We start from the raw sequence: 12,672 nt of genomic DNA on the forward strand, positions 1-12,672 counted from the left end.
TAGCACGCAGCTGCCTGGACACGAAGCGGACGGGCACGCTCGACCGGTGCAGGGGAAAGCGGCCGTCCTGGCTCCTCGACGGCTGGGCCGATCGAGGCGAAGAGATCCGTCGCACCACGCCCTCGCCACGCGGCGCGCGCGTCCAGACAGATTGCACCGCCCGAGCGGCACGCTTTTCTCAAGAACAGACGACGGCTCGCCTGGCGGCGTGCCGTGACTGGCCACTCGGGCCAATCGTGCCCACCCGGCGCTGCGCCGAGCGCGTCGCCTCGGCGCCTGATTGGAAGCCTCGCGATGCGCGTGCTCCCCTGGATTCCCTTCATCCCGTTCGCGCTGGCCGCGGCGGTGCTCCCGCTGCCCTCGCGGTGGGCGGGGCGGGTGGCGCTGCTCGCCCCGGCGTCCGTCCTGCTGCTCGCGCTGCCGCTCTGGCGCTTTGCAGCCGCGGGCGGCGCATCGCGCCTGTCGATCCCCTGGCTCCCCTCGCTCGGGATCAACGCCGATCTGCGCCTCGACCACCCCGGCGCGTTCTTCGTGCTGCTGATCGGCGGCATCGGCCTCGCGATAGCGCAGTACGCGCGGCACTACCTGAAGGAGAAGGGGAACGGCCGGTTCTGGGCGCTCTTTCTCGCGTTCATGGGGTCGATGCTCGGCCTCGTCCTCTCCGACTCGCTCGTCCTCCTCTTCGTGTTCTGGGAGCTCACGACGGTCACCTCCGCGCTCCTCATCGGCATGGACATCGAGGACGCCGCCGCGCGGCGCGGCGCCGTGCAGGCGTTCCTCGTCACGGGCGGCGGCGGGCTCGCGCTGCTCGCCGGCGTCATCCTGCTCGGCCGGCTCGCGGGGACGACGAGCCTCTCCGAGCTCGAGACCCGCGGCGCCGAGCTCGTGAGGGACCCGGCGCACGCGCTGCCCCTCGCGCTCCTGCTCGTCGGGGCGTTCACGAAATCGGCGCAGTTCCCGTTCCACTCCTGGCTCCCCGGGGCGATGGCCGCCCCGGCGCCCGTCAGCGCCTACCTGCACTCCGCGACGCTCGTGAAGGCGGGCGTGTTCCTGCTCGTGCGCCTCTCGCCCATCTTCGGCGCCTCGCCGCTCTGGGTCCCCGCGCTGACGGCGGTCGGGCTCGCGACGTTCGTCGTGGCCGGCGTCCAGGCGGCGCGCGCCTGGGACCTCAAGCAGCTCCTCGCCTACAGCACCGCCGCGTACCTCGGCCTGCTGACCGCGCTCCTCGGCCTCCACGCGGGCACGGGCGCGCGCGGGGAGCTCGTCGCGATAGCGAACCACGCCCTCTACAAATCAGCGCTGTTCCTCCTCGTCGGGTGGCTGGAGAAGACCACCGGGACGCGCGACGTGCGCGCGCTGCGCCGCGAGCGCTGGTGTCGCCTCGAGCCGGCCGGCTGCGCGCTCGTCGGCGTCGGCGCCCTCGCGCTCGCCGGCGCCCCGCTCCTGCTGAGCTTCGTCGCCAAGGAGATCTTCTACGAGGCCGTGCTCCATCAGCCCCGGCTCGGCGCCGCCCTGCCGCTGGCCGCCGCGCTCGCGGTCGCCGGGAGCGCGCTCTCGGTGGCCTACGCGCTCGCGCTGCTCGCCTGCGCCTTCCCCGGCGGGGCCGCGCCGCCGCCGGCGGAGCGCGGCGCGCGGCGACGACCGCGCGCGGCCTCCCGCTGGATGCTCGTCGCGCCCGCCCTGCTGCTCCTTCCGCAGCTCGCTGGCGGCCTCGCGCCCGCCCTCGCCGTCGCCGCGATAGAGCCCGCCGCGGCGACCGCCATCCCGCCGGGCGTCGCCCTCTGGCACCGCGCCGACGCCCTCCTCGCGCTCGGCCTCGCCGGCTACGCGCTCGGCCTCGCATGCCACCTCGCGCAGCGCCGGCGCGCGGCCCCGTCCGGCGCGCCCCCGCTCCCCGCCGAGGGCGTGCCGCCCCCGGCCGGCCGCGCGTCCCCCCCGCCCGGCGGCCTGCTCGACCCCCTCGTGAGCGCCGCGCTCGCCGGCGCGCGCCGGGTGAGCCGCGCCGTCCAGGCGGGCGGCCACCCGCGGTACGCCGCCGTGACGCTGCTCGTCGCGACGGCCGCGCTCGCCCTCCCGCTCGTCCCGCACGCGCGCGCGGCCGGCGCGGTAGCCGGACGCGCTGCCCTCCTCCCCGCGCTCCCGGTGGCCTGGCTCCCGGTCGCGATGATCGTGGCCGGGGCGGTCCTCACGCTCCGGGTCCGCGAGCGCGTGACCAAGGTGCTCATGATGGCGATCGCCGGGTACGGGACCGCCCTGTTCTACGTGCTCTTCCGCGCGCCCGACCTCGCGCTCACGCAGATCCTCGTCGAGACCGTCTCGCTGCTGCTCCTCCTCCTCGCCTTCCGCCAGCTCCCCGCGCCCGGCGGCGCCGGCCGCCCGCGCGGCCGGCGCCTCGCGCACGGGGCGGTCGCGATCGCGTCGGCCGCGGGCGCGTCGGCGCTCGCGTGGGCGGCGGGCGTCCACCCCGCGCCCGATCCGGCGGGCGCCGCGCAGATCGCGCTCGCCGTGCCGGAGGCGGGCGGCAGGAACGTCGTCAACGTGATCCTCGTCGATTTCCGCGGCGCCGACACGCTGGGCGAGATCGCGGTGCTCGCGATCGCGGCCCTCGGCGCGGCCGCGCTCTTCTGGCACGGCGCGCGGCGGCCGCAGCCCGGGGAGGCGCCGTGCGATCGCTGATCCTCGACACGGCGGCGCGGGGTCTCCTCCCGGTCACCACGCTGTTCGCCCTCTACCTGCTGCTCCGCGGCCATGACCACCCCGGCGGCGGCTTCATCGCAGGGCTCGTCACGTCGGTGGCCATCGTCATCGAGGCGCTCGCGTTCGGCGCCATGCGCACCGAGGCGGGGCTCGCCCGCGCCCTGCGCCCCGCCGCCTGGGTCGGGCTCGCGCTCGCGGCCGGCACGGGCCTCCTCTCGACGGCGGCCGGCGACGGCTTCTTCGTCCACTACCACGCCGCCGTGCGCGTGAGCGCCGGCAGGTGGCTGCACCTGACAACGACGCTCCTGTTCGACGCCGGCGTGTACCTCGTCGTCGTCGGCATGACGGCCACGGTGCTGTCGCTCTTCGCGCGCGGGGTCCCGTCGTGATCGGCCCCGCGGTGATCTCCGCGTTCGCGCTCTTCGCGGCGGGGGTCTACCTGCTCCTGTCGACGAGCGCGCAGGAGACGGTGATCGGCTTCATCCTGCTCTCGAACGGCGTGAACCTCCTCGTGCTCGCCTCCGCGGGGCTGCCCGAGGGCGCGCTGCCGCCGCTCCTCGCCGACGCGCCGGCCCCGCAGGGCCCCTTCGCCGACCCGCTCGCGCAGGCGTTCCTGCTCACGGCGATCGTGATCGGCCTCGGCATGTCGTCGTTCCTGCTCGCCCTGTCGCTGCGCGCGAACGCGCCCGCGCCGCCCGCGCCCGCCGCGCCGCCCGCGCCCGCCGCGCCGCCCGCGTCCTCTGCGCCGCCTTCCCCGCCCTCGCCCCACGCGCCGCCCTCCCCGCCTGCGGCGCCCCCGGAGACCGCCGGCGACGCGCCGTCCCGGGAGCCCCGCGCATGAGCGCAGCGCTCGTCGCCCCGGTGATCGCCCCGCTGCTCACCGGCGTCGCCCTGCTCGGCCTCACCGGCCGCGAGCCGCTCCAGCGCGCGCTCTCGCTGGCGAGCGGCGCCGCCGTGCTCGCCGCCTCCGGCGCGATCGCCGCGCGCGCCGCCCGCGGCGACATCCTCGTGCTCCGGCTCGGCGGCTGGGACCCGCGCGTGGGCGTCGTGTGGGTCGCGGACGCGCTCACCGGCGCCATGCTCGTGCTCGCCGCGATCGCCTCGCTCGCGACGCTCCTCTACGCGCCCGCGTCGCTCCGCGGCCCCGGCGAGTCGCGGTACTTCTACCCGCTCCATCACCTGCTCCTCACCGGCGTGAACGGCGCGTTCGTCACCGGGGACTACTTCAACCTCTTCGTCTTCTTCGAGGTCATGCTGCTCGCGTCGTTCGCGCTGATCGCGCTCGGCGCGCGCGGCATCCAGCTCGAGCGCGCCTTCCCGTACGTGATCGTCAACCTCGTCGCGAGCCTGCTCTTCCTCGGCGGCGTCGGCGCCGTCTACGGCACCGCGGGCACGGTCAACATGGCGGAGCTCGCGCGCCGCGCCGCCGCCGGCGAGCTGCCCGGCGCGTTCTGGGCCGCGGCGGCGCTCGTGCTCGTCGTCTTCGCCGTCAAGGCGGCGCTCGCGCCCGTCTTCACGTGGCTCCCCGACGCGTACCCCGAGGCGCCCATCGCGGTGAACGCCGCCTTCTCCGGGCTCCTCACCAAGGTGGGCGTCTACGCCCTCTTCCGCTCCGTCGCCCTCCTCGGCGCGCACGCTCCGCCCGCGCTCGCGCCCGCGCTGCTCGTCGCGGCCGGCGCCACCATGGTGATCGGCGTCGTCGGCGCGCTCGGGCGCGACACGATCCGCGGCGTCCTCTCGTTCCACATCGTGAGCCAGATCGGGTACATGGCCTTCGGCCTCGCGCTGCTCACCCCGCGCGCGCTGGCCGCCGGCCTGTTCTTCATCGCCCACCAGATCCCGGCGAAGATGGCGCTCTTCCTCGCGGGCGGCGTCGCCGAGCGCGTCGGCGGCTCGGGCGCGCTCGGCGACGTGCGGGGCATGGCGCGGACGCACCCGTGGGTGGCCGCCGGGTTCTTCGTCCCGGCGCTCTCGCTCGCGGGCGTGCCGCCGTTCAGCGGCTTCTGGGGCAAGCTCCTGCTGCTCGTCGAGGGCTACCGCGGGGGCGCGGGCGCGCGCGCCGTCGCCACGCTCGCGCTGCTCGTCAGCTTCCTCACGCTCGCGTCGATGCTGAAGATCTGGGTCGCCGTCTTCTGGGGCGCGCCCGAGGGCCAGCGCGCGCCCGCGCTCGGCCGCGACCCGGGCATGCTGGCCGCCACGCTCGCCCTCGCGTCGCTCTCCGTCGCGATCGGCCTGCTCGCGCCGCCCCTGTACGCCTACGCGGAGCGCGCGGCCGCGCAGCTCCTCGACGCCGCGCCCTACAGCGACGCGGTGCTCGGCCGCGCCGCCGCCCCGGCGGGGAGCGCCCCGTGAGCCCGCTCGCGCAGAACCTCCTCCTCGCGCTCGCGTGGGTGCTGCTGACCGGCGACTTCTCCCTGCTCGGCCTTCTCACCGGCGCGCTCCTCGGCTTCCTCGGCCTCTGCTTCGGCCAGCGCGCGCCCCGCGGCCGCCGCTACACGCGCGCCGTGCGCGGCTCGCTCCGGCTCCTCGGGAGCTTCCTCTGGGAGCTCGTGCTCGCCAACCTCCAGCTCGCGCGCGACGTCCTCCGGCGCGAGCTCCCCTTCCGCCCGCGGCTCCTCCGGCTCGACGTGCCCGATCTCGGGCGCACGCAGGTCGTGCTGCTCGGCAACCTCATCTCGCTCACGCCGGGCACCATCACGGTCGACGCCGAGGACGACGGCGCGGCCCTCCTCGTGCACACCCTCTACGCCGAGGACCCCGAGGCGGTGCGCAGCGATCTGCGCGCCCTCGCGGAGCTCGTCCTGCGCGCCTCGGGCAGCGCGCCGCCCCCCTCGGGACCGCCGGACCCACCCACCTCGCCGGGCTCGCCCGGGGCCCCGCCGGGCTCGCCTGGGGCCGCGCCGGACCCACCCACCTCGCCGGGCTCGCCGCCTCCCCGGCCCGAGGAGCGCCCGTGACCGGGCACCTGCCCACCTCACCCACCTCCGCCGTGCTCCTCGCCGCGCTCGTGGTGCTCGGGATCGGGATGCTGCTCTGCGTCATCCGCATCTGCCGGGGGCCATCGCTGCTCGACAAGGTGCTCGCCTTCGACTGCCTGGTGCTCGATGTGGTCGGCGCGGTGCTCGTCCTTTCCGTCGAGCTCGGCACGGCGCTGTTCATCGACGTGGTCCTCGTGATCACGCTGCTCGGCTTCATCGGGACGATCGCGCTCGTCGCCTACGTGGAGGGGGACCTTGTTGATTGATGGGCTGGTTCTCGCTTCCGTTATCATCGGAGTTTTCTTCATGTTCGTGGCTTCGCTGGGCGTGCTGCGCCTCCCCGAGTTCACGCAGCGCATCCACGCGCCCACGAAGGCGGCGACGCTCGGGCTGCTCTTTCTCCTGCTCGCGCTCTCGCTGAGCGCGCGCGAGGGGCCGGTGGTCACGAAGGCGCTGCTCGCGCTCCTGTTCATCGGGACCACCGCGCCGGTGGGCGCGCACATCCTCGCGCGCGCCGGGCGGCGGCAGGGGGCCGCGCGACCGCCGGAACCGCCGGAACCGCCGGAGACGGAGGCGGAGCAAAATCGACCGACCGAGTGAATGTCTTTCCCTCCGACATCGTCTCCGCCCGGGTGGCGTTCGCGAGCGCGCTCGACGCTCAAGGTGGCAGTTGACAACCACCGGCGGAGCTGCGATGTGTCTCGCTGAGCTTGCCCTTTCCTACAGGAGACGTCGGATGTCGATCAGCAAGAAGTGGATGAGTGCCGTGTTGGTGGGCGTCGGCATTGGGTTTGCTGGGGCCGCGTGGGCAGCGGGCGGGGCGGGGGACGTCCCCTCCTCCGTCGCCGAGAAGAAGGATTTCGGCTGCGGTGCAAAAGGACAGAAGCCCTGTCCGATGCAGGGCTGGATGAAGACGGTGATGCAGACGGCGACCAACAGCGGCGACGGCGCGAAGATCGCGGAGGCGCTGGAGTACGTCGCGTCGAAGCCGCCGCCGGGGATGGCCAAGTGGGTCTCCATCTCGAAGGACGGCGCGGAGAAGGCCAAGAAGGGCGACATCGACGGCGCCAAGGCGAGCTGCAAGGCCTGCCACGACCTCTACAAGAAGCAGTACAAGGACGAGCTCCGCGGCAACGCCTTCTGATCGGCTCCGGTCCGAGGCGTTCCTTTTCTTCCCTCTCCTTCCCTCCCCCTCAGCTCATTCTCCGCGCACCGAGCGCGCGTCGACCTGGCGGCCCTCGACCTGAGCGTCGCGGCGCGCCGGCCGTGCTCGGCCGTGCGGTAGTGCGGTACTTTGGCCGAACGTGCGGGACCTGGGGAACCGCCAAGGCGCCAAGGACGCCAAGAAATCTCGATCATCTGGCGTTCTTGGCGACCTGGCGGCTCGATCCCCCGCCGCGCAGCCCCCCTTGCAGCGCAGTCACACCTCTGCAGCGCAGGCGCACCTCTGCAGCGGAAGTACATCTCTGCAGCGCAAGTACATCTCTGCAGCGCAAGTACATCTCTGCAGCGCAAGTACATCTCTGCAGCGCAGGCGCACCCCTGCAGCGCAGGCACATCTCTCCGGCGCAGGCGCAGAGCCCCGCTGTCGCTGGCAGCCCCTTTCCGCTCAGCAGCCGCTCTTGCCGGCGGCGGCGCAGATCTCCTGCGGCGCGAGCGTCCGGCCGAAGACGCGGAGGCTGTCGATCAGCCCGTCGAACTCCTCTCCATCCGTCGGCTCCTCCGAGCCGATGTGGATCGGCTGCTCCCCGTCGGCGAGCACCGGCCCCGAGGGGCTCCGGTCGATCTCGACGCCGTTGACGTACAGGATCTGTGTCTGGCCATCGGACAGACAGGCGATGTGCGTCCATTCCCCTGGCGCGACGGGATAAGGCACGTTTCGCTCGACACCCATCGTGCAGCGGATCCGGCCGTCCGGCAGCAGGAAGAGAGAGGGCTTCCCGCTGCTGTCGATCACGGTGAACCGCTCCTTTCCCGGCTCCGGGAGGGAAGCCGGGTTGATCCAGACATCGATCGTCATCGCGGGCGCGGTCCACGCGGCGTCGTGGCGAAAGCGGAGGAGGCTCCCGTCACTCACGCGGAGCGCCTGGCCGCTCCTTCCGGGCCCGTACTCCAGCTTGCGCGCGCGATCGGGCTTGAAGCCGTGCTGCGAGCTGTCGCCGGGGTCCCCCTCGAACGCGAAGCACGCGATGAGCGACGGATCCGCCGCGTCGCACAGCGCCGCCGGGCGCTCGTCCTCCGGATCAGGCTCCTGTTCGGGGCGCTCCTCCTCCGGGGCGGGCTCCTGCGGGGGGCGCTCGTCCTGCGGGCCTGGCTCCTGCTCCGGAAGTGGAGCTCCAGGGGCAGGCCCCTGCCCTGGGAGCTCCTCCTCCGGGCGAGGCTGCTGCTGTTCGGTCGGTCGCGGCTCGGCCGTGCCTCTCCCATCGAGGGCACAAGCCGAGGAGGACAGCAGCACGAGGGCGATGCCGGCCAGACGGCATGTAGAAAGATGTGATGAGCCAAGCATCCTGGTTTTCCTGCGGCGCTCAGCGTAGCCCAGAAGGCCGCGCAGCGTAACCGCGCCTCTCGCGAAGATGCGATCCGTGTCAGCGCGCCTCCGCCGGCTCGCGCGTCCGCGCAGATGCCGTGATAAGAAAAATGAACCATGCAAGCGCGGATACCTTTCATCGCTCCACGCGCGCTTCGCCTGCGTCGTTCACGCGCGCTTCCGCGGCTCCGAACCCCTCTCGCGCGAGGCGCGCGCGCAGCCGAGGAGCAGCGTCGCAACAACGGGAGCGCCGGCCGATCCTCTTGATTTTCACAGGACCCGGGGCGAGTCTCGCGCCTCGGGCGGGGCTCTCCAGGACCCATCGTTGTGGCGGGGGCAAGACAGCCGCTCTGCGGCACCCTCCTTCAGAACGCCCTTGGCGTAAGTTTCCACAATCACTCAGGGAGATTTCATGACCCATCGCTTTCTTGCGTCTCTCGGCCTGCTCGCGGCGTTCCTCGGCGGCGGCTGTCACGGCGAGGCGAACGACGACAAGAACACAGGCAGCGGCACCGGGGGAGCACCGCCTGAGACGGAGCCGCCGCCGGAGCCGGAGAACCCGGTGAGCTGCAAGCTCGGCCTCGTGGCCCACGAGGACGGCGGAGACGGGGCCGTCGAGCTCTCGAACGACGGCCTCACGGCGAGCTCGTCGGGTCGGGTGCAGATCGCCCGCGCCGCGGCCAGCCATGCCGGGGGGCGCTGGTATTACGAGGTCACCGTCGACAGCCTGATCGGCGGCGACTTCTGGGCCCAGAACATCGGGGCCTCCGTGGAGGGGGTGATCTCCACGGTCGGCGACACGGCCTACATGGGCGCCCTGTACAACACGACCGGCGTCCTCTCGAGCGGCGGCGACGGGAGCACCCGCATCGGGGATGGCCAGGACAGCGCCGTTCAGGAGGACCCGTTCGCCGCGGGCGACGTCATCGGCGTGGCGCTCGATCTCGACGCCGGGCGCGTGTACTTCAGCAAGAACGGCGCGTGGCTCGGCGAGATGGATCCCGAGGCGGGCAAAGGCGGCGTCGAGGTCCTCGCGGTGCCCGGCACGGGCGCGTATTACCCCGTGCTCTATCTCTCCGACGGCGATGTCATGACAGCGAACTTCGGCGCGAGCGCGTTCGCCCACGACGCGCCGGAGGGCTTCTCGGCGTTCGCCGAGGACCTCGAGGAGGACGAGAGCGGCGATTGCGTCGACGAGGGCCCGGCCGGGCTCCCGGCGACGCCGGCGCCCGTGGAGGCCGCCTGCGAGGATCTCACGAGCTACAGCGCCGACGCGGAGGGCGAGACGGAGCTCCACGTCATCGGCATCCACGAGCGCGGCGAGGGCGGGCCCAAGGCCGCGGTGCACGTCTCCCGCACCGCCCCGATGGTCCTTGCGCTCTCCTCGTACGCGTTCACGCAGTGGACGGTGACGGTCGACCCGGAGGCTCAGCTCCAGCAGATCGTGCTCGTCGGCCACGAGCCGTCGAGGGTGAACGCGCCGGCCGGCATCCCCATCAGCACGGTCATCTACAACAAGGATGGCTCCCGGATCGAGGCCGGCCACGCGTGGCCGAACGCGCCGGGCGGCAACGACACGCCCGATCTGATCCGCTCCGTGGAAGAGATCACCGGCCTGACGATGACGTCGTTCGCCGGCTGCCTCGACGGCGCCTCGTTCACCGTGGTGGACGCGGAGTAAAGCGCCGCGCGGCTCCTCGGGGGCCGCCGCCGGGTATGCTCCGCGGACGACATGCCGCGGCGACCCAGGCTGATGCGCATCCTCCGGAGGACGCGGGTCGCGTTCCTCGTCCTGCTGCTCGGCCTGACCGCCACGGCGCTCGTGTTCCGCTACGTCCGGCAGAAGGTCGAGGACGAGACCCGGGCCTACTTCGACGATCAGGCCTACAAGGCGACGGACGCCCTCGCGCACCGGTTCCAGACGTACCTGGCCGGGCTGCGGGCGTCGCAGGGGCTCTTCGTCGCGATGCGCGACGTGAGCTACGCAGAGTGGAAACGCTACGTCGAGACGCTGGAGCTGCCGCGGCACTACGCGGGCATCAGCGGGGTCGGGTTCGTCCGGTACGTGCCCGCGGACCGCAAGGCCGCGTACGAGGACGAGGTGCGGCGGGCCATCGGGCCTGTCGAGCCGACGTACGGGCGCTTCGCGGTGACGCCGGCCAGCGATCGCCCCGCGTATTTCGTCATCGAGTACCTGGAGCCGCTCGCGAAGAACCGCCAGGCGATCGGCCTCGACCTCGGCTTCGAGCAGGTGCGGCGCGCGGCGCTCGAGACGGCGCGGGACACCGGGCGCGCCGCGGCGAGCGGGCGGATCATCCTGGTGCAGGACGCCGCGCGGACGCCGGGGCTCACCGTGGCGCTGCCCATCTACGAGCACGGTCGCCCGACCCGCACGGTCGAGGAGCGGCGCGCGGCGCTGCGCGGGTACGTCTACGCGCCCTTCCGGGTGATGAGCGTCGTCGAGGAGACGCTGTCCGACGCCGTCCGACAGACGTTCGACCTGACGATCACGAGCCGCGGCGAGGTGATGTACGGGCGCGACGACGGCGCGCGGGCGTCGCCCCCCCGCCGCCCGCTGTACGCCCGGGAGTTCTCCCTCGACATCGCCGGACAGACCTGGAAGCTCGCGTTTCGCACCCGCCCGGGCGTCCACATCGGCTCGGGGCAGCGCCTGCCCGCCACCGTGCTCGCGCTGGGCGCCGTGGTCAGCCTGCTGCTCTTCTGGATCACGTGGTCGCTGGCGTCGTCGCGCAGCCGGGCCGAGGCGCTGGCAACGAAGATGACCGCCGACCTGCGCGAGAGCGAGAACCGCCTGCGCGAGCACACACAGCTCCTCGAGACCCGCGTCGAGGAGCGCACCGCCGAGCTGAAGATCGCCAAGGAGGCCGCGGACGCGGCCAACCTGGCCAAGAGCGAGTTCCTGGCGAGCATGAGCCACGAGCTCAGGACGCCGCTCAACGGCATCCTTGGCTACGCGCAGATCCTGGCGCGCTCGCGGTCGCTCAGCGACAAGGAGGCGCAGGGGATCTCGGTGATCCAGCAGTGCGGGACGCACCTCTTGCGGCTCATCAACGACATCCTCGACCTGTCCAAGATCGAGGCGCGCAAGATGGAGCTCGTCCCGCGGGCGATCCACGTGCAGTCGTTCGTGCACGGGCTCGTCGAGATCTTCCGGGTGCGCGCCGAGCAGAAGGGGATCGCGTTCGTCCACGAGCAGGCGGGCGACCTGCCGGCCGGCGTCCGGGCGGACGAGAAGCGCCTGCTGCAGGTGCTCTTCAACCTGCTCGGCAACGCGGTGAAGTTCACCGACGCCGGTCGGGTGGTGTTCCGGGTGCTGGCGCTCGACGGCGCGCAGGAGGGCGAGAGAGAGCGCGCGCAGGAGCACGAGAGAGAGCGCGCGCAGGAGGGGGCGCCGGAAGCGCAGGCGCAGCGACCTTCCGGGGCGCTGCGGACCCTCCGGTTCGAGGTCGAGGACACGGGGACGGGCATGACCGCGGCCCAGATGGAGCGGCTGTTCCTGCCGTTCGAGCAGGTCGGGAGCGGCAGGCGGGTCGCGGAGGGGACGGGGCTCGGGCTCGCGATCAGCGCGCGGATCGTGGCGCTCATGGGCAGCGCGATCCAGGTGCGCAGCGAGCCCGGGGCGGGCAGCACGTTCTGGTTCGACGTGCGGCTGCCCGAGGCCGAGGAGTGGGCCAGGGCGGCCGCGGTGGTCGACCGCGGGCGGGTCACGGGCTACGAGGGCCCGCGGAAGAAGATCCTCGTGATCGACGATCACCCCGAGAACCGCGCCGTGCTCGTCGATCTGCTCGCGCCGCTCGGGTTCGAGATGACGGCGGCCGAAGACGGGCGGGAGGGCCTGACCAGGGCGGCGGAGGTGGGGCCGGACCTCGTGATCACCGACCTGCTGATGCCGGGGATGGACGGCATCGAGCTGATGCAGCGCCTCCGGGAGGCGCCGGAGCGGCGCGGGGTCGTCATCATCGTGTCGTCGGCGAGCGTCTTCGAGGCGGACCAGCACCGGAGCCTGAGCGCGGGCGGCGACGATTTCCTTGCCAAGCCGGTGCGCGCCGACGAACTCCTCGACAAGCTGCGGCGGCACCTCGGGATCACGTGGATCTACGAGCAGGAGCGGGGCGCGGCCGACAGGGGCGCGGCGGAGCGGGTCGCGGCGGACGACGCGCCGGCCGCCGGCGCCCGGGAAACCGAGCCGACGGCGCGCGCCGAGGCGCTCGTGGCGCCGCCGCCGGAGGCGCTCGCGGTGCTGATCGACCTCGCGGACAGGGGGCGGGTGAAGGCGCTCGTCGAGGAGGCCGCACGGCTCGAGCGGACCGACCCGCGGCTCCGGCCGTTCGTCGCGCAGATCCGGCGGCTCGGGGCGGACTTCGACATCAGGAGGCTGCGGGCGATGCTCCGGAGCCACATGGACGCGGCGCGCACGGCGGAGTAGCCGCTGGCCGGCGCTTCATCGAG

11 protein-coding genes are annotated in these 12,672 nt (G+C 73.3%); 10 read left to right on the forward strand and 1 reads right to left on the reverse strand.

All coding sequences use genetic code 11. From position 1 onward, the window contains the following. The first annotated feature begins 294 nt into the window (after positions 1 to 294). From mbhE to WMF24_RS36500, 8 genes are all read left to right on the forward strand, one after another. Positions 295 to 2,676: a hydrogen gas-evolving membrane-bound hydrogenase subunit E gene (mbhE, locus tag WMF24_RS36465; protein ID WP_437732067.1), complete on the forward strand. Its 2,382-nt coding sequence runs from the start codon at positions 295 to 297 to the stop codon at positions 2,674 to 2,676. After that, the gene (locus tag WMF24_RS36470; RefSeq protein ID WP_437732068.1) at positions 2,664 to 3,086 is read left to right on the forward strand and encodes an MnhB domain-containing protein; all 423 of its coding nucleotides are present in this window, start codon (positions 2,664 to 2,666) and stop codon (positions 3,084 to 3,086) included. The genes mbhE and WMF24_RS36470 overlap by 13 nt, the downstream gene beginning before the upstream one ends. Further along, positions 3,083 to 3,538 carry a sodium:proton antiporter gene (locus WMF24_RS36475; protein WP_437732069.1) on the forward strand — a complete coding sequence of 152 codons (456 nt, stop codon included), beginning with the start codon at positions 3,083 to 3,085 and terminating at the stop codon, positions 3,536 to 3,538. The genes WMF24_RS36470 and WMF24_RS36475 overlap by 4 nt, the downstream gene beginning before the upstream one ends. After that, positions 3,535 to 5,049: a proton-conducting transporter transmembrane domain-containing protein gene (locus tag WMF24_RS36480; RefSeq protein WP_437732070.1), complete on the forward strand. Its 1,515-nt coding sequence runs from the start codon at positions 3,535 to 3,537 to the stop codon at positions 5,047 to 5,049. Before WMF24_RS36475 ends, WMF24_RS36480 begins: the two co-directional genes overlap by 4 nt. After that, the gene (locus WMF24_RS36485) at positions 5,046 to 5,654 is read left to right on the forward strand and encodes a Na+/H+ antiporter subunit E (RefSeq protein ID WP_437732071.1); all 609 of its coding nucleotides are present in this window, start codon (positions 5,046 to 5,048) and stop codon (positions 5,652 to 5,654) included. The genes WMF24_RS36480 and WMF24_RS36485 overlap by 4 nt, the downstream gene beginning before the upstream one ends. Then, entirely contained in the window at positions 5,651 to 5,941 is a 291-nt protein-coding gene (locus WMF24_RS36490; RefSeq protein ID WP_437732072.1) for a monovalent cation/H+ antiporter complex subunit F, read from the forward strand. The genes WMF24_RS36485 and WMF24_RS36490 overlap by 4 nt, the downstream gene beginning before the upstream one ends. Further along, the gene (gene mnhG / locus WMF24_RS36495; protein WP_437732073.1) at positions 5,934 to 6,275 is read left to right on the forward strand and encodes a monovalent cation/H(+) antiporter subunit G; all 342 of its coding nucleotides are present in this window, start codon (positions 5,934 to 5,936) and stop codon (positions 6,273 to 6,275) included. Before WMF24_RS36490 ends, mnhG begins: the two co-directional genes overlap by 8 nt. Before the next feature lie 136 nt (positions 6,276 to 6,411). Continuing rightward, a complete protein-coding gene (locus WMF24_RS36500) occupies positions 6,412 to 6,819 on the forward strand; it encodes a hypothetical protein (protein WP_437732074.1) in 408 nt (135 codons plus the stop codon). A gap of 465 nt (positions 6,820 to 7,284) precedes the next feature. On the opposite strand, the gene WMF24_RS36505 is transcribed toward WMF24_RS36500, so the two are convergent. Continuing rightward, complete coding sequence (locus tag WMF24_RS36505) at positions 7,285 to 8,181, reverse strand: LamG domain-containing protein (protein ID WP_437732075.1); 897 nt, start codon at positions 8,179 to 8,181, stop codon at positions 7,285 to 7,287. Between the two features lie 433 nt (positions 8,182 to 8,614). On the opposite strand from WMF24_RS36505, the gene WMF24_RS36510 reads away from it, so the two are divergent. Further along, the gene (locus tag WMF24_RS36510; RefSeq protein WP_437732076.1) at positions 8,615 to 9,883 is read left to right on the forward strand and encodes an SPRY domain-containing protein; all 1,269 of its coding nucleotides are present in this window, start codon (positions 8,615 to 8,617) and stop codon (positions 9,881 to 9,883) included. A gap of 51 nt (positions 9,884 to 9,934) precedes the next feature. Continuing rightward, the gene (locus WMF24_RS36515; protein ID WP_437732077.1) at positions 9,935 to 12,649 is read left to right on the forward strand and encodes a CHASE domain-containing protein; all 2,715 of its coding nucleotides are present in this window, start codon (positions 9,935 to 9,937) and stop codon (positions 12,647 to 12,649) included. The last annotated feature ends 23 nt before the right edge of the window (positions 12,650 to 12,672 follow it).

The organism is Sorangium sp. So ce1335 (assembly GCF_051521615.1).
GTDB lineage: Bacteria > Myxococcota_A > Polyangia > Polyangiales > Polyangiaceae > Sorangium.

Bases quoted from the DNA above. Each gene is read 5' to 3' on its own strand.
- mbhE (WP_437732067.1), top strand. From the start codon at position 295: ATGCGCGTGCTCCCCTGGATTCCCTTCATCCCGTTCGCGCTGGCCGCG.
- WMF24_RS36480 (WP_437732070.1), top strand. From the start codon at position 3,535: ATGAGCGCAGCGCTCGTCGCCCCGGTGATCGCCCCGCTGCTCACCGGC.
- WMF24_RS36500 (WP_437732074.1), top strand. From the start codon at position 6,412: ATGTCGATCAGCAAGAAGTGGATGAGTGCCGTGTTGGTGGGCGTCGGC.
- WMF24_RS36505 (WP_437732075.1), bottom strand. From the start codon at position 8,181: ATGCTTGGCTCATCACATCTTTCTACATGCCGTCTGGCCGGCATCGCC.
- WMF24_RS36510 (WP_437732076.1), top strand. From the start codon at position 8,615: ATGACCCATCGCTTTCTTGCGTCTCTCGGCCTGCTCGCGGCGTTCCTC.
- WMF24_RS36515 (WP_437732077.1), top strand. From the start codon at position 9,935: ATGCCGCGGCGACCCAGGCTGATGCGCATCCTCCGGAGGACGCGGGTC.